This is a genomic window from Devosia limi DSM 17137 (genome assembly GCF_900128975.1).
Taxonomy (GTDB): Bacteria; Pseudomonadota; Alphaproteobacteria; order Rhizobiales; family Devosiaceae; genus Devosia; species Devosia limi.
Genome location: NZ_FQVC01000002.1, coordinates 420,001 through 438,637, shown reverse-complemented (window position 1 = coordinate 438,637; position 18,637 = coordinate 420,001). Strand labels below are relative to the sequence as shown.

21 protein-coding genes and 1 pseudogene are annotated in these 18,637 nt (G+C 63.3%); 7 read left to right on the top strand and 15 right to left on the bottom strand.

Features of this window, described 5'->3' with window-relative positions; translation table 11 throughout:
- Positions 1-15 precede the first annotated feature (15 nt).
- Complete coding sequence (locus BUA69_RS21535) at positions 16-321, top strand: transposase (protein ID WP_072866513.1); 306 nt, start codon at positions 16-18, stop codon at positions 319-321.
- Positions 322-344: 23 nt separating this feature from the next.
- Here the strand turns inward: BUA69_RS21535 and BUA69_RS21530 are convergent.
- The 4 genes and pseudogenes from BUA69_RS21530 to BUA69_RS05455 form a co-directional block, all read right to left on the bottom strand.
- Positions 345-726: pseudogene (locus tag BUA69_RS21530) on the bottom strand (substrate-binding domain-containing protein); the annotation flags it as partial.
- Between the two features lie 163 nt (positions 727-889).
- On the bottom strand, positions 890-1,924 hold the full coding sequence (locus tag BUA69_RS05465) for an ABC transporter permease (RefSeq protein ID WP_046135731.1): 1,035 nt from the start codon (positions 1,922-1,924) through the stop codon (positions 890-892).
- Complete coding sequence (locus BUA69_RS05460) at positions 1,924-2,664, bottom strand: ATP-binding cassette domain-containing protein (protein WP_046135732.1); 741 nt, start codon at positions 2,662-2,664, stop codon at positions 1,924-1,926. The genes BUA69_RS05465 and BUA69_RS05460 overlap by 1 nt, the downstream gene beginning before the upstream one ends.
- A 68-nt stretch (positions 2,665-2,732) precedes the next feature.
- Positions 2,733-3,521 (bottom strand): FadR/GntR family transcriptional regulator, encoded by a 789-nt coding sequence (locus BUA69_RS05455; RefSeq protein WP_244468774.1) that lies wholly within the window; start codon positions 3,519-3,521, stop codon positions 2,733-2,735.
- 309 nt (positions 3,522-3,830) lie between these two features.
- On the opposite strand from BUA69_RS05455, the gene BUA69_RS05450 reads away from it, so the two are divergent.
- Positions 3,831-4,766: a DMT family transporter gene (locus BUA69_RS05450; protein WP_082093865.1), complete on the top strand. Its 936-nt coding sequence runs from the start codon at positions 3,831-3,833 to the stop codon at positions 4,764-4,766.
- A gap of 75 nt (positions 4,767-4,841) precedes the next feature.
- Here BUA69_RS05450 and BUA69_RS05445 read toward each other — a convergent pair whose 3' ends face one another.
- The 7 genes from BUA69_RS05445 to phnG form a co-directional block, all read right to left on the bottom strand.
- Positions 4,842-5,453 carry a DapH/DapD/GlmU-related protein gene (locus BUA69_RS05445; protein ID WP_046135734.1) on the bottom strand — a complete coding sequence of 204 codons (612 nt, stop codon included), beginning with the start codon at positions 5,451-5,453 and terminating at the stop codon, positions 4,842-4,844.
- Positions 5,450-6,151 carry a phosphonate C-P lyase system protein PhnL gene (gene phnL / locus BUA69_RS05440; RefSeq protein WP_046135735.1) on the bottom strand — a complete coding sequence of 234 codons (702 nt, stop codon included), beginning with the start codon at positions 6,149-6,151 and terminating at the stop codon, positions 5,450-5,452. The genes BUA69_RS05445 and phnL overlap by 4 nt, the downstream gene beginning before the upstream one ends.
- 166 nt (positions 6,152-6,317) lie before the next feature.
- On the bottom strand, positions 6,318-7,091 hold the full coding sequence (phnK, locus tag BUA69_RS05435; RefSeq protein ID WP_046135736.1) for a phosphonate C-P lyase system protein PhnK: 774 nt from the start codon (positions 7,089-7,091) through the stop codon (positions 6,318-6,320).
- Between the two features lie 153 nt (positions 7,092-7,244).
- On the bottom strand, positions 7,245-8,126 hold the full coding sequence (locus tag BUA69_RS05430; RefSeq protein WP_046135737.1) for an alpha-D-ribose 1-methylphosphonate 5-phosphate C-P-lyase PhnJ: 882 nt from the start codon (positions 8,124-8,126) through the stop codon (positions 7,245-7,247).
- Complete coding sequence (locus tag BUA69_RS05425; RefSeq protein ID WP_046135738.1) at positions 8,123-9,211, bottom strand: carbon-phosphorus lyase complex subunit; 1,089 nt, start codon at positions 9,209-9,211, stop codon at positions 8,123-8,125. Before BUA69_RS05425 ends, BUA69_RS05430 begins: the two co-directional genes overlap by 4 nt.
- Position 9,212: 1 nt before the next feature.
- Positions 9,213-9,809 (bottom strand): phosphonate C-P lyase system protein PhnH, encoded by a 597-nt coding sequence (phnH, locus tag BUA69_RS05420; protein WP_046135739.1) that lies wholly within the window; start codon positions 9,807-9,809, stop codon positions 9,213-9,215.
- A complete protein-coding gene (gene phnG, locus BUA69_RS05415) occupies positions 9,809-10,264 on the bottom strand; it encodes a phosphonate C-P lyase system protein PhnG (protein ID WP_046135740.1) in 456 nt (151 codons plus the stop codon). Before phnG ends, phnH begins: the two co-directional genes overlap by 1 nt.
- 76 nt (positions 10,265-10,340) lie before the next feature.
- Here phnG and phnF point away from each other — a divergent pair, with 76 nt between their 5' ends.
- A complete protein-coding gene (gene phnF / locus BUA69_RS05410; protein ID WP_046135741.1) occupies positions 10,341-11,066 on the top strand; it encodes a phosphonate metabolism transcriptional regulator PhnF in 726 nt (241 codons plus the stop codon).
- A gap of 27 nt (positions 11,067-11,093) precedes the next feature.
- On the opposite strand, the gene phnN is transcribed toward phnF, so the two are convergent.
- Together phnN and BUA69_RS05400 are read right to left on the bottom strand one after the other, a co-directional pair.
- Positions 11,094-11,657 carry a phosphonate metabolism protein/1,5-bisphosphokinase (PRPP-forming) PhnN gene (gene phnN, locus BUA69_RS05405; protein WP_046135742.1) on the bottom strand — a complete coding sequence of 188 codons (564 nt, stop codon included), beginning with the start codon at positions 11,655-11,657 and terminating at the stop codon, positions 11,094-11,096.
- Positions 11,654-12,802, bottom strand: coding sequence for an alpha-D-ribose 1-methylphosphonate 5-triphosphate diphosphatase (locus BUA69_RS05400; protein ID WP_046135743.1), 1,149 nt, complete (start codon positions 12,800-12,802; stop codon positions 11,654-11,656). Before BUA69_RS05400 ends, phnN begins: the two co-directional genes overlap by 4 nt.
- Positions 12,803-13,087: 285 nt before the next feature.
- Between BUA69_RS05400 and BUA69_RS05395 the strand changes: the two genes are divergently transcribed.
- The 3 genes from BUA69_RS05395 (at position 13,088) to gltS (ending at position 15,527) form a co-directional block, all read left to right on the top strand.
- Positions 13,088-13,837, top strand: coding sequence for a bestrophin-like domain (locus BUA69_RS05395; protein WP_052950606.1), 750 nt, complete (start codon positions 13,088-13,090; stop codon positions 13,835-13,837).
- A gap of 63 nt (positions 13,838-13,900) precedes the next feature.
- Positions 13,901-14,104, top strand: a complete 204-nt coding sequence (locus BUA69_RS05390; RefSeq protein WP_046135744.1) for a CsbD family protein — start codon at positions 13,901-13,903, stop codon at positions 14,102-14,104.
- Between the two features lie 223 nt (positions 14,105-14,327).
- Positions 14,328-15,527 carry a sodium/glutamate symporter gene (gene gltS, locus BUA69_RS05385; RefSeq protein ID WP_046135745.1) on the top strand — a complete coding sequence of 400 codons (1,200 nt, stop codon included), beginning with the start codon at positions 14,328-14,330 and terminating at the stop codon, positions 15,525-15,527.
- Between the two features lie 88 nt (positions 15,528-15,615).
- Here the strand turns inward: gltS and BUA69_RS05380 are convergent, their stop codons facing one another.
- On the bottom strand, positions 15,616-16,731 hold the full coding sequence (locus tag BUA69_RS05380; protein WP_046135746.1) for an NAD(P)-binding domain-containing protein: 1,116 nt from the start codon (positions 16,729-16,731) through the stop codon (positions 15,616-15,618).
- A gap of 124 nt (positions 16,732-16,855) precedes the next feature.
- On the opposite strand from BUA69_RS05380, the gene mazG reads away from it, so the two are divergent.
- Positions 16,856-17,671: a nucleoside triphosphate pyrophosphohydrolase gene (gene mazG, locus BUA69_RS05375; protein ID WP_046135893.1), complete on the top strand. Its 816-nt coding sequence runs from the start codon at positions 16,856-16,858 to the stop codon at positions 17,669-17,671.
- On the opposite strand, the gene BUA69_RS05370 is transcribed toward mazG, so the two are convergent.
- The gene (locus BUA69_RS05370) at positions 17,668-18,630 is read right to left on the bottom strand and encodes an NAD(P)-dependent alcohol dehydrogenase (RefSeq protein ID WP_046135747.1); all 963 of its coding nucleotides are present in this window, start codon (positions 18,628-18,630) and stop codon (positions 17,668-17,670) included. The genes mazG and BUA69_RS05370 overlap by 4 nt on opposite strands.
- Positions 18,631-18,637 lie beyond the last annotated feature (7 nt).

Here is an 18,637-nt window from a genome sequence, read left to right as displayed (position 1 = left end):
ACCTTGCTGGCCGACATGCCCGAGCTTGGAAAGGTCTCCGCCAAGGTCGCTGCGGCCCTTCTGGGCGTGGCCCCCTATGCGCGCCAGTCCGGCGCTTCCGATCGCAATGGGCGATGCAGTGGCGGCCGAAAGCACCTGCGCGACATCGCCTACATGGCTGTGCTCAGCGCCATCAAGGTCAAGGATCCCGTGCTCGGCAGCTTCTACCAAAGGCTCCGGGCGCGCGGAAAACCCTTCAAGCTCGCCATGATCGCTACCGTCCGCAAACTCATAACAATCCTCAATGCCATCGCCAGATCTGACCCCGCATTCAATCCATGATGCCCACGGTTGCTTGACCTGCAGCAGCAGTTCGCCCAGCGCCGTGCCGAACTGCTTGTTGTCGGTGCCAACATAGGCCGAACGCTTGCTGTCCGGGGCATCGCTATCGAAGGTGATCACGACAATGCCGGCGGCTACGGCGCGGTCGATGACGGTGGTCGCGGCGGCAATGTCGGAAACCGAAATGGCAAGGCCGTCGACGCCCTGGGTGATCAGATCTTCGATGATCTGGGCCTGGGTCGCAGCTTCGTGCTCGACCGGGCCGATATAGGTGCAGGTGACGTTCCCCAGCTCCGCGGCACGCGCCTCGCAGCCGTCGCGGGTCAGGTCAAAGAATGGGTTGTTCATCGCCTTGGGCACAACTGCGAAGGTGAAGCTGTCCTGGGCGTAGCTTGTGCCACCCATGGCGAGCGTGGCGATCGTGCCAAGCACGATGGCTGATTTCAGGTTCATCGTAGTTCCTCCTGTAACCCGGTCTGTTCCGGGTACTCTTGCGCCAGCGAAGGAATTCCGCCGGCCTCCCTACACCGCGCGCAGCCCCTCGCCACGCGTAGCGATCTACGCATTTTCATCCGTTCCTGAGGGACCGCAGGCGATCGACCAACACAGCGGCGACGATGATGCAGCCCACCAGCGTCTGCTGCCAGTATGGATCGACCCGAGCCAGCACCAGGCCGTTGCGGATGACCTCGATCAGCACGCAACCGATAATGGCGCCTGCAGCCCCGCCGACACCGCCGGCCAGATTGGCGCCGCCAATCACCGCTGCCGCAATGATGGTCAGCTCATAGGCTGTCGCCAGGTTTGCGGGGGCCGACCCGAGCCAGCCCGAAATGATGATCCCATTGAATCCGGCAGCCAGCCCGCACAGCACATAGACCTGGATCTTGACGCGATCGACATTGACGCCCGTCAACCGCCCTGCCGCTTCATTGCTGCCAATGGCAAACACATGGCGACCCCAGGCCGTATGGTTGAGCGCCAGCCACATGGCCAGCGCGCAGATCAGCAGATAGACGAAGGCGATTGGAACCGTGTCGAACAACTTGCCCGCTGTCACCAGCAGGAACAGATCCTTGTCGGGTCCGGACGGAAAGGTGCCGCGTCCGTAAGTCGCGACATAGGCCAGCCCCCGCACGATCGACAATGTGCCCAGCGTGGTGACGAACGGGCTGAGCTTGAGCTTGGCGATGGCCACCCCATTGAAGAGGCCGATAAGGGCCGCGACGCCCAGTCCTGCAGCGAGCGAGATGATCAGTGCACCGCCTGGGAACAAAGCGACCGATGCGCCCGCCAGCGCCCCCATCATCAGCGACGTCGCCGTCGCCGACAGGGCCATGGTGGATCCCACGGACAAATCGATGCCCCCCGTGATGATCACCAGCGTCATGCCCAGCGCCGCGATGGCAATGAACGAAAAATTGCGGGTGATGTTGGAGATATTGCCGGCGGTCAGGAAATTGGGTGACAGCAGGCTCATCACCACGATGATGACGACCAGCGCGGCCAGTACATAGGCCGATTGGCTGGCCAGAAAGCCCTTCTGCCAGAAGCGGGTGCGGCGAACATTGGAGAAACCCTGGGCGGCATTTTCGCTGGCCATCACGCCGTCTCCTTCGCGCCGGTTATGAGCGCCGTCACTTCTTCAGGCGAGGTCTGGGCGATCGGCTTGTCCGCGACCTTGGTGCCGCGCCGCATGACGATGACCCGTTCACAGACAGCGAACACATCCGGCATGCGATGCGAAATCAGGATTACGGCGATGCCGGCGTCCTTGAGCCGATGGATCAGGTTCAGCACCTCCGCCACCTGTCGCACCGAAATCGCCGCGGTCGGCTCGTCCATCAGGATCAGCTTGGCGTCGGCCAGGCGAGTGCGGGCAATGGCAACAGCCTGGCGCTGGCCACCGGACATCTGCCGAACATAGTCGTCGGCCCGAGTTTCAGATTTGAGCTCGGCGAACAGCTCCGCTGCGCGCTGGTTCATTGCGCTGTGGCGCAGGAATCGGAACGGCCCGAAATTGTATTTGAGCTCGCGGCCGAGAAAGATGTTCTCGGCGGCCGTCAGGTTGTCGGCGAGCGCCAGATCCTGGTAGACGGTCTCGATGCCAAGGCGACGGGCTTCGCCCGGACTGTTGATCTGCATATGCGCGCCATCGAAGCTGAGCGCACCTGACGTCGGCTGATAGATGCCGGATATGATCTTGACCAGGGTCGACTTGCCCGCACCATTGTCACCCATCAATCCGACCACTTCACCGGGTTGGATCGAAAGGCTGACATCGGACAGCGCCCGGATGGCACCGAACTCCTTTGTCACATTGTTGATCTCGAGTAGTGCCACCGAATTCCTCCCAGATGTCGGTAATTCACCTTCCGGCAATGCCGGCCTAAGTGACTGTATCGCCTGCGCTAGACCTCGCCCGCCCGTTCGATCAGACGCCCGGCTTCCCGGCGTGCGGCACGCTCGAAGCCCTCCTCGATCACCACCTTCATGGCTGTTCGCGCTTCCTCGGGCAGGCGCTCGGCAATGGCGCTGGCAATGCGGCGATGTGCGGCCACCGTCAGCGCCTTTGCGTGGTCATCCTCCACGGGCGAGCTGATGGTAAAGGCGGCTGTCAGAGCCAGTTCCACCAATGAACTGATCGACGCCATGAACGGGTTACCCGAGGCTTCGGCAACGGCCCGGTGAAATTCGAGATCATGGCGCGCAAAGCTCTCGGCGGTGCTCGCTTCACCCATCTTGTCGGCCCAGCCATGCAGGGCCAGCGCCTGTGCATCGGTCCGCCGCTCGGCGGCCAGCGCCGCCGCCTCGATCTCGATGCCGATGCGCACTTCCGCCAGACTGCGCAGGAACTGCACATCGGGCCCCTGCTCGAAATGCCAGGCCAATACATCCCCGTCGAAGAGGTTCCACCGGCCGCGTGGCAGCACGCGCGTGCCGATCCGGGCCCGGGCCTCGATCAGCCCCTTGGCCGCCAGGGTCTTGAGGACTTCGCGCAGAACGGTCCGCGACACACCGAATTCGGTCAGTAACTCGTTGTCCGCTGGCAGGATGGAGGTTTCCGGATAGCGCCCGGATACGATGGCTTCGCCAAGCTGCCACAGCACATGGGAATGCAGATTGCGCGGCGGCGTCCGGCCGGAAAGCAGCGCAATCAACTCGCCCGAATGCCTGGCATTGCCAATCGTCCCGCTCACCATCGGCCTCCTCGACCATGCTGATGACGAAGATAATCACACCTGCATTAGTAATACAATATGATACGTGACGATGGGCATTAGCCGGTTTTTTCGATCCGTCAGCACGCAGGAGAGCGCGGCATGCGATCACAGAAATTGCTGTTCAAACAAATCACGGCGCTGAGCAAAGCAATTGAAAACTGATCTAAGCTTCTGAGGGAATTGACGGGTCCCGCTCCTAATCCAGACATTGCTGCCAGCTATTGGGACGGGTCGCCGTCAGCCACCGTCGTGCCGAATACTGAAGTGCGCCTGCGGAGCGAACCCATGACGATCGAAGCGAACAATCGCCCGGGCCTGGAGAACAGCGCTGCGCTGCCACTTCTGCCCAACCTGCTCCAGGGCAAACCGCTGCTGGGGGTCACTCTCGTCATCACCGCGACGCTGCTGTTTGCCATCAATGACGCCACAAATAAATACCTGCTTGTCTCCTATGACGTGCCGCTGGTGGCAGCGATCCGCAATATCGTCCACGCCATCCTGATGATCGCCATCCTCGGCCCCTATCAGGGCCATCGTCTGGTCCAGAGCACGCGGCCCGGCCTCGTCATCATTCGCTCCGTCTGTCTGACCGTCGGCACGCTGTTCGCAGGGCTCGCACTGCAATTGATGCCTATCGCCGAGACCACGGCGATCATCTATCTCTCGCCGATCATTGTCGTGCTGCTGGCGCGGCCCATCCTGGGAGAGAGTATCGGCATAGTCGGTTGGTTGGCGGCGCTCGGCGGCTTCGCCGGCGTTGTGCTCATCGCCCGCCCAGGGGGCGGACTCGATCCCCTCGGCGTCATTTTTGCCCTCTGCAATGTCGGGGCCACAGTCAGCTACTATCTGCTCACCCGCATTCTCGCCAAAAGCGAGCGCACCCTCACCCTGTTATTCTATTCGGCCCTGATTGGCGCGATCCTGTTCGGACTTGCCATGCCCTGGTTCTGGTTCGGCGCCATGCCGAGCAATTTCGAGATCATCCTGTTCCTGAGCCTCGGAGTCACGGCGGGCCTCGGCCATTTCTGCTTTACGGCCGCCAACCGCTATGCGCCGGCCTCGGTGCTGGCGCCGATGACCTATTCGCACCTGCTCTGGGCCGGCATTCTGGGATGGCTGGTCTTTGGACAATTGCCCGATAGCTGGGGCCTCGCGGGCATGCTGGTCATTGCGGCCGCGGGAGTCGCAGTCGCGCTGCGCACCCGGTTTGCCCGCCGCTAATCCCCAGCCGCGCTCGAAGCGCGGCTGGGGTCGACCTGGTGCTATTGAAAAGCAATGGTGTGGCCGTGCCGCACGCTAGGCATACTTCTCCAGAAACGCCTCGATCCCGAGCTTGCGAAAGTCCGGCAGCGCCTGATGCAGCCGTTCATGGTCCCAGTCCCACCAGGCGAGCGCATCAAGCCGGCTTGCGACATCGTCGCTGAACCGCTGCCTGATCGTCCGCGCTGGCACCCCCACGGCAATGGCGAAATCAGCCACATCCTTGGTCACCACCGCATTGGAGCCGATGATGGCGCCATTGCCGATCGTCACGCCCGGCATGACGACCGCGCCATGACCGATCCAGGTATCGTGCCCGATGGTGATCCCCTGCCCTGCTCGCCAGTCAAAGAACGATTGATCGTCCGTCTCACCCTCGAAATACCAGGCCGAGCGATAGGTGAAGTGATGCTGCGACGCCCGTTCCATCGGGTGCATGGAGGCATAGATTCGCACATGACTGGCAATATTGGCGAATTTGCCGATCTGGGCATAGGCGATCTGGGTGTTCTCGACGCAGTAGGAATAATCCCCCATGGTCGAGCGTGACACCGAGCTGCCGGACCCCACTTCGGTATAACGCCCCAGCGTGGAACCGACGACCTTGGCCATCGGGTGGATATTGGGCTTCTCGCTGAGCCGGGTCATGCTGCAATCCTCGGTGCAAAATCGGTAACGTCGACGATACGGTCCGCCACCTGCTCACGCACTTCCTCGTCGTGGAAAATACCCAGCAGAGCGACACCGGCCGCTTTCTTCTCGGCGATCATCGCCACCACCACCGCACGATTGGTGGCGTCCAGCGATGCCGTCGGCTCATCCAGCAACAGCACCGGATGATCGGTGATGAAGCCGCGTGCGATATTGACCCGCTGTTGCTCACCGCCGGAAAACGTGGCCGGTGGCAGGCTCCACAACCGCTCCGGCAGGTTGAGCCGCGCCAGCAGGTCCCGAGCCCGCTGCTGCGCTTCCGATTTGTCGGTCCCGCGGATCACCAGCGGCTCGGCCACCACATCCAGCGCCGAAACGCGCGGCACGGTGCGCAGGAACTGGCTGACATAGCCAATCGAGTCTCGACGCAGCGTCAGCACGGTGCGCGGATCGGCGATGGCGAGATCGACAATCTCACCATGGTGCTGCAGCAGAATGGCGCCGGCATCGACACCGTAATTGCCATAGACCATCTTGAGGATCGAGCTCTTGCCAGCCCCTGATGGGCCGCCGAGCACCACGCATTCACCCGGCAAGACGTCGAAATTCACATTCGCCACCACCGGCAGCACCACCCCATCGCGCAGATGCATGGTGAAGGTCTTGGCGAGGTTTTGGACTGAGAGAGCGGTCATTGCATTGCTCCGCATTTGAAGAAGAAACCCCCACCCTTGATCCCTCCCCACAAGGGGGAGGGAGACGATGGGGCCGTTGTCTTTGTGGGCGCGGAAAAACTGTCTCTGCGCATCCCTCCCCCTTGTGGGGAGGGAATGAGGGTGGGGGTTGGGTTGAACACCGGCCTCACACCTGCAAGATCGAGCTGACCAGCAGCTGCGTATAGGGTTCGCGCGGATCGTCGAGCACACGGTCGGTCAACCCCGCCTCGATCACGCGCCCATCCTTCATCACCATCATCCGATGGCTCAGCAGCCGAGCAACCGCCAGGTCATGGGTCACCACAATCGCCGCCAGCCCCAATTCGCCCACCAGCCCGCGCAGCAGGTCCAGCAACCGCGCCTGTACCGACACGTCGAGCCCGCCGGTCGGCTCATCCATGAACACCAGCCGTGGCCCGGTCACGAGGTTGCGCGCTATCTGCAGCCGCTGTCGCATGCCACCCGAAAACGAGCGCGGCTGGTCATCGATGCGATCCGCCGCAATCTCCACCCGCCCCAGCCAGTCCAGCGCCGTTTCGCGGATATGCCCGTAATGCCGGTCACCGACCGCCATCAAACGCTCCCCCACATTGGCACCGGCCGAAACCGTCATGCGCAGCCCATCGGCCGGGTTCTGGTGCACAAAGCCCCAGTCCGTCCGCACCAGGAACCGCCGCTCGGCTTCGCTCAGCTCATAGATATTGCGCCATTGCTCATCGCGCATCCGGTAGAGGGTCCGGCCCGAACTCGGCTCCAGCGTGGCTGACAGGGAGTTCAGCAAAGTGGTCTTGCCCGAGCCGGATTCCCCCACAATGGCCAGGACTTCGCCCGGCCAAAGCTCGAAATTCACATCGGCGCAGCCAAGGCGGCTGCCGTAATACTTGGTCAGGTTCTCGACGCGGAGAAGGGGTTCAGTCATGGCAATGCTCTTTCTTCACCTCTCCCTTGGGGGAGAGGTCGACCCGCTTGGGTCGGGTGAGGGGGCCTTTTCCAAATCTGGCGCAAGGGGAAGGCCCCCTCACCCGGCGCTGCGCGCCGACCTCTCCCCCGAAGGGAGCGGTGAGAAAGTCTCTCATTCCGCTGCCTCCATCGGATCGGCACCCAACGCGCCGACATGCCCGGCAGCGCGGCGCTCTTCGCAATTGTCGGTGTCCGAGCAGACATACATATGCCCGCCCCGATCATCCAAAATCACCTCGTCCAGATAGACCTGGCTTGCGCCGCACAGTGCGCATGGCTCCTCGAAATGCTGGATCTCGAACGGATGGTCCTCGAAATCGAGGCTCACCACCTCGGTATGCGGCGGCACGGCATAAATCCGATGCTCGCGCCCGGCGCCAAACAGCTGCAACGCCTCGCTCATATGCATTTTGGGATTGTCGAACTTCGGTGTCGGGCTAGGATCCATCACGTAGCGCCCCTCGACCTTGACCGGGTAGGCATAGGTTGTGGCAATGCGGCCGTGCCTGGCGATATCCTCATAGAGCTTGACGTGCATCAGCCCATATTCCTCGAGCGCATGCATCTTGCGCGTCTCGGTTTCGCGCGGCTCAAGGAAACGCAGCGGCTCGGGGATCGGCACCTGATAGACGAGGATCTGCCCCTGCCCCAGCGCCTTCTCCGGAATCCGGTGCCGCGTCTGGATAATCGTCGCTTCGGCCGTATGCGTTGTTGTCTCGACTTGCGCGACCTTGGCAAAGAACGCCCGGATCGAGACCGCATTCGTCGTGTCGTCGGCGCCCTGGTCGATGACCTTGAGCACATCCTGCGGCCCGATGATCGACGCCGTCACCTGCACCCCGCCCGTGCCCCAGCCATAGGGCATTGGCATTTCGCGGGAGCTGAACGGCACCTGATAGCCGGGAATGGCGATGGCCTTGAGAATGGCCCGCCGGATCATCCTTTTGGTTTGCTCGTCGAGATAGGCGAAGTTGTATTGAGCGACGGCGTTCATTCCGCGGCCTCCTGCATTTCAGCCGCATCATGGTCCGCCCGCATGCGCCGGATCAGATCCAGTTCCGCCTGGAAATCCACGTAATGCGGCAGCTTCAGATGCTCGACAAATCCGGTCGCCTGCACATTGTCGGAGTGCGAAATGACGAATTCCTCGTCCTGCGCCGGCGCCACGATATCCTCGCCGAACTCGCGCGCCCGCAGCGCCCGGTCGACCAGCGACATGGCCATCGCCTTGCGCTCCGCCTGCCCGAACACCAGTCCATAGCCACGCGTGAACTGCGGCGGCACCTTCGCCGATCCCTTGAACTGATTGACCATCTGGCACTCGGTGACGCGAACGCGCCCCAGGTTCACCGTAAAGCCCAGCTCCGGCACGTCGAACTCCACATCGACTTCGCCAATGCGGATTTCGCCGACAAACGGATGGCTGCGCCCATAGCCGCGCTGCGTCGAATAGCCGAGCGCCAGCAGAAATCCTTCATCGCCGCGCGCCAGCGCCTGCAGTCGCAGGTCACGATCCAGCGGAAAATCCAGCGGCTCGCGCGTCAAGTCGCCGACCTCACGGTCCGGGTCAGTCTCCCCATCCGGCTCCATCAGCCCCTGCCGCCCCAGCATGTCGGTCACGCGCGGCGCCTGCGCCGTGTCGGCCTCGCGCGTCACCGGCTCCGGCACTGCACCATCGACAATCGATGGATCCAGCAGGCGGTGGGTATAGTCGAAGGTCGGCCCCAGCATCTGCCCACCGGGCAAGTCCTTGAACGTCGCCGAAATGCGCCGCTCGATCAGCATCTCGCCGGTTTCGATTGGCTGCGAATAGCCAAAGCGCGGCAGCGTCGTGCGATAGGCCCGCACCAGGAAAATTGCCTCGATCAGATCGCCCCGCGCCTGCACCAGCGCCAGCGCGGCCAGCTCCTTGTCATAGAGAGACCCCTCGCCCATCGCCCGGTCAACGGCCAGCCCCAGCTGCTCGACGATCTGGTCGATGCGCAGCGCTGGCACCGCACGATCACCCCGGCGGCGATCCGCCAGCAGCGCATGGGCATTGGCAATGGCGGCTTCCCCGCCTTTGACGGCTACATACATCTCAATGTCCTTCCGAAATGCGGGTGCTGCGCGGCAGGCCCATCACCTGGCCATCCGCCGCCAGCAGCAGGTCGATACCGCGCGGAAACAGCTCGCGATTGTCGGCCCACTGCACCACGAAGTCCTTGGGCAGGCCCACTGGGTTGATATGCCCATGCCCCTTGATCCCGGGCCCGCGCGTGATCAGCGTTTCGCCGCCGGACAGCGCCGGAACCGCCAGCACGATGGTCGTCGAGCGATCCGGATATTCCTGCGTTCCCAGGTTGAATTGGGCGAACGCCGGCAACTGGCTGGCACTGCTCGCCCCGGCAAACACCGCCGCGCCAGGCGCCCGCACAACCGGTGCACCGGTGTGAAAGCTGAGAAATTCCAGCACCGCCGCGTCGCCCCGCAGGGCGTCATCCAGCCAGATGCTGGTGTCGTGATCCGCCAGGATCAGCATGACGCTGGCCAGCTCGGCGCTCAGTCCGCCAATCGGTTTGGACGTCACCAGATCCCGGATGGTTCCCGGATTGGCCAACGCGTCCATGATGGCGCGAAACGCCGTCTGCGACTGCATGACCGGCTCGGCAAAGCCGCCGTCGAGAACGCTATCCATCAATTGTCTCCCCGCACCATGGTGAAGAAGTCGACCTTGGTGGCCGCCGATTCCTCGCGCCGCTTCTGGTCTGCCGCGTCAGCGAGGGCCCGCAGCGGCGCGATGATCTGGGCCTCGATGGCGTCAGCATTCTGCTGCCACAGCGCGTCGATCACCGCGATGGCCTCGGCCTTGGCCAGGTCCCGGCCCAGGCAATAGCCATGGCCGACTTCCCCGGTCTCGATCCGCACACTCGCCCGGCTTACCGTCGCTTCACCCAGATTGAACGGCGCTCCGCCGCCCCCGGCCCGGCCGCGCACCATGACGAGACCGACTTCGGGGCCGCGCACCTTGCTGTGCGCAGGCTTGTCGGCATAGCGGTCCCAGAATTCGGCCAGCGCGCGGGCCGGCGCCGCGGCCAGCGCGTCGAGTGCTGCCTTGCGCGCTGCATTATCGATTGAGGTTGCTGTCTGCATACTTGCCTCTACTTGTCTAATGAACTAGACAACTAATGTCCTGAATCCGGTCTTATGCGCTCTGTGTGAATTTGCAATGACAAGTGACAAAGATGAGTTGGGCGGGATCGCCCTATGGCGCCGCATCGCCGATGCTATCCGGCTGGACATCATCGGCGGAAAGCTCACCAATGGTGATAGATTACCGACCGAAGCCATTCTATCTGAACGGTTTTCCGCCAATCGCCATACGGTTCGGAGGGCGCTGGCTGTGCTCGCCGATGAGGGTGTTGTCGCGGCTGAACAGGGGCGTGGCACCTTTGTGCGCAGTGCCCGCCGCCTGAGCTATCCCATTGGCAAACGGACACGTTTTTCGGAAGGTCTGGCCGGACAGGCCGGCACATTGGGCACCCAGCTGCTCGGCCACCGCATCGAAAATGCCAATGCGACAATCGCCAAGGCGCTGAAGTTGAAAACCGGCGACAAGGTCGTCCGCATTGATGGCGTTTCGTCAGCCGATGGTCGGCCGCTCTCGCGTGCCACAACCTGGCTGCCCTATCGCCGCTTTCCTGATTTTGCCGAGCGCATCACCCAACTGCAGCGCTTCACTGCCGTCTTTGCCAGCTATGACATTGCCGACTATGCCCGCGCCTCGACCCGCATCTCGGCCCGCCATGCCGATGTCGAGGAAACCAAGCTGCTCGGCCTCGCCCCCGGCGCGATTCTGCTGGTCTCGGAAGCAGTCGATATCGACGCCACCGGTGAGCCGGTTTCCTACGCCCTCAGCCGCTTCCCCGCCGAACGCCTCGAACTGGTGGTTTAGGGGCTTCGCGCAGCCGCATCGCCGCTGCTAGACCCGCTCGTCCTGCCGCAATGCATCCTCAAGCAGCCGCACAAACTGCTGTCCGGCAGTCTCGATCGCCCCGGCATTATCGATGCAGACAGTGCTGGCCGGCAATGGATCGCTCACATTGCGATTGAGCCGCTTCTCGATGGACTCCGCCGTCTCGCGCCCGCGTCCGGCCAATCGCTCTGCAATCACAGCGCGATCCGCCGTCAGCGACACCACGATGGCGTGGGGATAGCGTGCCACCAACTGCGGAATGATCCGCCGCGACAGGTTAGCCACCACCACCCTGCCCGCCGCCAAATCCCGCTCCAGCGCGATAGGCAAGCCATAGCGCAGCCCATGCGCGCCCCAGCTCAGCGCAAACGCGCCATTCCGCTCGGCCTCGGCAAACTCGCCCTCGTCCATACTGTCATGATCTTCGCTGCCGCCATCGGCCTCGCGCGTCACGATGCGGCGCACGAACACCACATTGCCTGATGCTTCCAGCCGGTCACGGGCAAAGCCGATAACGCTATCCTTGCCGACCCCGCTGGGGCCGACAACGGCGACAAATGTTCCGCTCATATCACCCGGCGACCCTGGCGCCAGACGGTCAGCACGATTGGGATGCCGTCTTCAATCCGCAGATGCACAAAGTCCGCCCGCTTGCCGACGGCGATCTCACCACGATCGGTGAACCCTGCAGCCGCGGCCGGGCGCTTGGTGACCAGCTGGATCGCCTTGGGCAAGCTTACACTCTCGACCACCTCGGCCAGCGCAAAGGCGGATTGCAGCATGCTGAACGGGATATAGTCCGACGACAGGATATCCAGCAGGTCCGCCTCGGCCAATGCCCGCGCCGACACATTGCCGGAATGCGAGCCACCGCGCACCATGTTCGGCCCACCCATCAGGATCGCCATGCCGGCCGCGCGTGCCGCCAGTGCCGCCTCCATGGTGGTCGGGAATTCGGCAACGCCGATGCCCAATGCCACCGCTTCAGCGACATGATCGCCGGTCGCGTCGTCGTGGCTGGCGAGCACGATCCCCATCTCGTTGCAGGCCGCCGCAATCGCCCGTCGGTGCGGTTCCGCATAGGTCTGCGATTCTTCGGTGCGGCGCGCGGTGAAGTCTGCGAGTGCCGCGTCGCTCATCTTCAGCTTGCCCTGATAATAGGTTTTGTAGGCGTCCATGCTGGCGAACTGGCGCTGTCCCGGCGCGTGGTCCATCAGCGAGGCCAGCCGCACCTGGCTGTCATCCTTGATCGCGAGGAATGATTCGAGGCAATCCGGCGCAGAAACCTCGCAACGCAGGTGAATATGGTGCTCGGCCCGCAGCCGGCCGGCCTGGGTGCCTGCGGCAATGGCATTGGCCAGAATGCCCATCTCGGTCGCGCCCATGTCCGAATTCTCGTCCAACCCGACGCGGATGGCGTCAAACACCGTGGTAATGCCCGAGGCCGCAATCTGCGCGTCATGCGCCTGCACCGCGGCCACCGGGTTCCACCGCACCTTGGGACGCGGGGCATAATGGGTTTCGAGGTGGTCCGTATGCAACTCGACCAGGCCCGGGATCAGGTAGTCGCCATCGAGATCGAGGCCAGTCCGGCTCGGCGTGCCGATATCGGTGATCATCCCGCCATCGATCCGTACTGAACCCTGCCGCACCTCATCGGCAAGGACAATCTTGGCATTGGTCAGGACGAGGTCCCCAAGGGCGATGGTGTTCATTGGCGTGCCGTTTCTATTGTTACCGTGCTGCGCTAACTGAACTTGATGACGGTTTGGCGACGGACTGCACAGATTGAGCACAACGTCATCGGAGACGCCACATCCCGCACTTCGCTTCCTTGCCGCCAGCGCGGCGCTGACATAGGCATTCCCGGCCCCCGACCGTCCCGGCGTCGATGCCTACCATGTGGAATCCGAGCGGGTTGGATGGTTCCGGACAGTTTTTGGGGATGGTCAGCGGCGTGAAGCATGGCATAAGTGCCCCAGGGTTGGGGAACTCATGACATGCATACGATTGCCTCGTTGCCGCCGGCATTGCTGCTCGCCGCGATCACCTTCTTCTGCATTGCCGCCATGGGCTTGGCACTATTGCTCCTGCGCTACGCGAGCGGGGTCGCGAGCAAGGCACCGGAACTGGTACCGGTCGCCGCATTCCTCGGCACGATCAGCACCGCCTGGGCCCTGTCGCTGGGCTTTGCCGCATCCGACGTCTGGTCGCTGGGCTCGCGCGCCGACCAGGCTTCGGCATGGGAGCGCTCCGCCGTAACCAGGCTTCTCGGTATCGCCGAACCGAACGCGCTCGACATTCCGGTTATGCACAGCGCGTTGCTCTCCTATATGCATGCCGTCCACAACCGCGAATGGAATGACAAGGGCAACCGCCTGAGCGATCCTGAGGTCGACGCCGCTTTGCAGGCGGTCCGCCTCGCCATTGTCGGCATGACCCGGCAGGGCGTGGCCGATCCGCTGATCATCAAGGCGGCGCAGGACTTCGACGAACTGCAGGACGCCCGCAACGAACGGCTGGCCGTGGGGCAAAGCGCAGTCGACGAAACCAAGTGGTGGCTGGTGCTCTTCCTGACGGGCCTGTCGATGGTTGCGATCGCGGTAGTCCATGCGGACCGCCCCGGCGCAGGCCGCAACGCGCTGATCATCTTCGCCATCGCGGCCGGGTTCAGCATGTGGATTCTCGTCCTGCACGCCAATCCATACCAGGACATGAGTTCGCCGTTCGCGGGCTTGCTGGATACCTGACGCGGGAACACTTGCCCGGCTGACGAGTTCTCACTTCATGCAATCTCGCAAAGGAGCAAGACCATGGACTGGAATCGTGTCGAAGGCAGCTGGAAGCAACTCCGCGGCAAGGTAAAGGAGCAGTGGGGCAAACTCACCGATGATGACCTCGACGTCATCAACGGCAAGCGCGAGCAGCTCGAAGGCAAGATTCAGGAGCGTTACGGACACACCAAGGATGTCGTCCGCAAGGATATCGATGACTGGTACGACCGCCAGACCTGGTAGCCAAAACGTCCCCGCCTCCTGATAGGGGCGATAGACAGGCCTCGCCCTCTGGTCGATTTCTCTGGCGCAAATGCACCGACCAATCGCTCAGAGGGCATTCTGCATAAATGTTGCGCCGCGAAATAGCGTCGCCCTATTCGTTACGCGAAACAACAGCTTGCCTTCTGCGCCCCAGCCCCCGATGTTTTAGCCCCACAGGGTGGCGGTCGGCAGAGGCAAAGGTATGACATTTCAGATTCCAGGCCTGCTGACGCTGACCCTGGCGATTCTGGTTTATTTTGCGGGCTCGGGAATCAACCGTTCCATACCGCTGCTGTCAGGCTGGAACATTCCCGAGGCTGTCACTGGCGGCCTGCTTGCGGCCTTGATCACCCTCATCGCCTATGGCCTGTTCGGCCTGGAGGTCTCTTTCACCCTCGAAGCCCGCGATCTGCTGCTCCTCTACTTTTTCACCGGCATCGGGCTCAACGCCCGCCTCGCTGACCTGCGCTCCGGTGGCCGCCTCCTCCTGATCCTGTTGGGTCTGACGCTGGCCTTCCTGGTCATTCAGAACCTCATTGCGATGGCGAGTGCGGCGGTGCTTGGCTTGCCGCCCGGGGTCTCGATCTTCCTCGGTTCGGCCGCGTTGATCGGCGGGCACGGCACCAGCATCGCCTGGGCGCCTGTAGTGTCAGAACGCTTCAATCTGAGCCAGGCAATGGAGATCGGCATTGCCAGCGCCACTCTGGGTCTGGTCATCGCCAGCGTGATTGGCGGCCCGGTGGCACGCTTGCTGATCAAGCGGCATGGCCTGCAAGGCCCCGCCAATGAAACGCTCACCGTCGGCGTAACCGACGTCCAAACCCATCGCGACGATGATGTCAGCTATGTCAGCCTGCTGCGCACGCTGCTGGTCATGAACATTGCCATCCTGATCGCCTACCTCCTCCACGAGGTAATCAGCGACCTGGGCATTCAGTTGCCCTTGTTCGTCGTCTGCATGCTGGTGGCGATCGCCATGACCAATACCGTTCCAGCCCTGGCCCCGCGCCTCAAATGGCCGACCCGCACCCGCGCCCTGGCCCTGATTTCCGATCTGTCGCTGAATGTCTTCCTGGCGATGTCGCTGATGAGCATGCAGCTCTGGACCATTGGCGAGCTTGGCCCGTCGCTGATCGTCGTGCTGGCTATCCAGACCGCCGCGAGCATCATCTACATCCTGTTGGTCGTCTTCCCCGCCATGGGCCGCACTTATGACGCCGCCGTTATCTCCGCCGGCTTCGGCGGCATAGCGCTAGGCGCTACGCCCACTGCGATCGCCAATATGACGGCAATCACCAAGGCTTTCGGCGCCGCGCCAGTCGCCTTCATGATCCTGCCGCTGGTTTCGGCCTTCTTCATCGACATCGCCAATGCCGCCATTATTGGCTTTCTCGTTCGCTAGCCCTGGAGCCTCGACAGCTGCCGAAACCGCTGCGTGCCTCCGGCGCAAGGCTTGCCAGGACTTGCACCGTCCAGCGGCGCCGGCAGGCTCAAAGTGCCAGATATGTCATCAGTTCGCGCGCCGCCGCATCGCCCGCCCGGTTCGCGCCGATGGTCGAGGCCGATGGTCCGTAACCGACCAGATGGATGCGCGGATCCCGAGCCACCTGCGTTGCCAGGCGCCCTGTCATGGTAATGCCGCCACCTGGTTCGCGCAGCATGAGCGGCGCCAGATGATCCAGGGCGCTGCGAAAACCGGTGCACCACAGGATCACATCCGCCTGCTGTTCGGTTCCATCCGCCCAGCGCACGCCGGTCTCGGTGATTTCGGCGAACATCGGCAAGCGGTCGAGCGCGCCGCGCGCCCGCGCCGCTTCAATCGTGGGCGTCACCGGTAGCCCGGTGACCGACACCACCGAAGTCGGCGGCAGCCCCCGCCTGACCCGATCCTCCACCATGGCCACAGCCGCTCGCCCCGCCTCCTGGTCGAACGGCCCCTGCCGGAATTCCGGTGGTCGGCGTGTCACCCAGGTCGTGGTCGTAACCAGCGAAATCTCGCCCAGCAGCTGAATGGCCGAAATACCGCCGCCCACCACGATCACATGCTTGCCGGCGAACGCATCGGCGGTGCGGTAGTCCTTGGTGTGCAGCTGCAGCCCCTTGAAGCGCTGTGCTCCGGGATAGTCCGGGATGTAGGGCTTTTCCCAGGTGCCCGTCGCATTGATCAGCCCTCGAGCCGAGAAATTGCCGCGATCCGTCTCGATGCGCAGCCGTTCTCCCCGACTGCAAACGACCTTGACCGTCACCGGCCGCCAGACCGGCAGCTGGAAGCGCTTCTCATAAGCTGCAAAATAGCGCGGCACCGCCGTCGCCGCTTCCACCTCCAGTGCGTCGATATCGACCGCATCCGAAAACGGCATGCCCGGCAGGTCATGGATGCGATTGACCGTATTCAGCGTCAGGGACGGCCAACGATACTGCCAGGCCCCGCCAGCCTGGGGCGCATGATCGAGCACCATGAAGCCCCGTTGCGGATCCAGCCCCCGCCTCTGCAGGTGATAAGCCGACGACAGGCCCGCCTGCCCCGCGCCGATAACGACGATATCGACCTTGAGGGCCACATTCGCCGAGTTCGGCAGGTTCGGCGGGGTGGCGTGGTCATCCATGGCTGAATTCTCGCTGGCAGGTGGCCACAGTGTTCGCACATCTCCACCGGCGCCCGCTAGACCCACCGACAAGCGCTGACGATCTGCTATGGTCTGGGCCCGATTCCCAGCCATCGAGCCCGCCATGCAGCCCTCCCGAGACATCGCCCGCCTCATCGAGATCATGGCCGCGCTGCGCGATCCGAATGGCGGTTGCCCCTGGGACCTGGAGCAGGACTTCTCCACCATCCGCCACTACACCATCGAAGAAGCCTATGAAGTCGCCGACGCCATCGAGCGGCAGGACTTTGCTGACCTGCGCGAGGAACTGGGCGATCTGCTGCTGCAGCCGGTCTACCATGCACAGATGGCCAGCGAGGCTGGCATGTTCGACATTGGCGATGTCGTCTACGCCATCACCGAGAAGCTCATCCGCCGTCATCCCCATGTCTTCGGCGATCTCGACGCCAACGATTCCGAAGCCGCCAAGCTGCGCTGGGATGCGATCAAGGCCGAAGAGCGCGCCATCAAGGCCGCGCGCAAGGGCGACGTGATCCCCTCGGTGCTCGATGACGTGCCCGGCACGCTTCCTGCCCTCGCCCGCGCCGAAAAGCTCACCCGTCGCGCCGCCAGTGTCGGCTTTGACTGGCCCGACGCGGCGTCCGTCGCCGCCAAGGTCGAGGAAGAACTCACCGAAGTCCGCGAAGCCATCGCCTCCGGCGACAAGGATTCCGCCCAGGAAGAGATCGGCGACCTGCTGTTTGCGGTGGCCAACCTCGCGCGCCACGCGGGCATCGACGCCGAAGCCGCCCTCCGCGACGCCAACCACAAATTCACCCGCCGTTTCCACTATGTCGAAGCGCGCAGCCGCCAAGACAACGTGCCCATCGAAACGGCCGGGCTGGAGCGCCTCGACGCCTATTGGAACGAAGTTCGCGCTGCCGACAAGGCCTCAACCTAAGGCGTAACCACGACCTTACCAATGACCAGGCCGTCGCCCAGCCGCCGCATCGCGACTGCGCCCTGCTCCAGCGGACAGACGCCATCGATGATCGGGCGCAACTCACCGGCCAGGCAGCGCGCGGCGAGTTCGGCGCTATCCGCGGCCGATGCGCGATAGACCAGCAATTGCAGTCGCTTGCCACCCTTGCGGCCAACCAGGGCGCCAAACACCGCCACCTGTAACAGGCTGGCTACACGACCGCCGATCACCACCAGATTGCCACCATCCCTCAGCACGCGCGCAAATGCGCCGGCAGAATGGTTGGCAACCATATCGAGGATGAGATCATAACGCGCCGAGCCCGCGGCGAAGTCGGTCTGGCGGTAGTCGATAAACGCATCCGCGCCCAGCGACAGCAAGGCGTCACGCTTCTCGGCCCGGTCAACCGCGATAACCTCGGCCCCGAGTGCCTTGACCATCTGCACGGCAAACGTGCCCACGCCACCGCCAGCGCCATTGATCAGCACCTTGTCGCCGGGCCCCAGTTGCGGTCGCTTGCGCAAGGCCTGCAGCGCCAGGCACCCCGCCTGCGGCAAGGCAGCCGCCTCCACCCAGCCCAGCCCCGCCGGGATCGGCGCCAAGGCACTGGCCTTGGCGCAGACCATCTCGGCCAGCCCGCCCCATTTGCCCTCCGACAGATCGCCAAACACCGCATCGCCAGGCGAAAATGCGGTCACGCCTTCGCCAACGGCCACAACCGTTCCGGCAATATCGGCACCAAGGATTTTATGGGGTGGTCGCAATGGCCCTGTTATGCGGCCCATCGCTGTGCCGACCATCAGGTCCCAGTCCCAGGAGTTCAATGCAGTGGCGTGAACGCGCACCAGAACTTCACCTGGAGCCGGACGCGGCTGGGGCACTTGCTCCAGCCGCAGCGTTTCTGGCGGGCTATATTTGTCATGAACAAGAGCCCGCATCATTAGT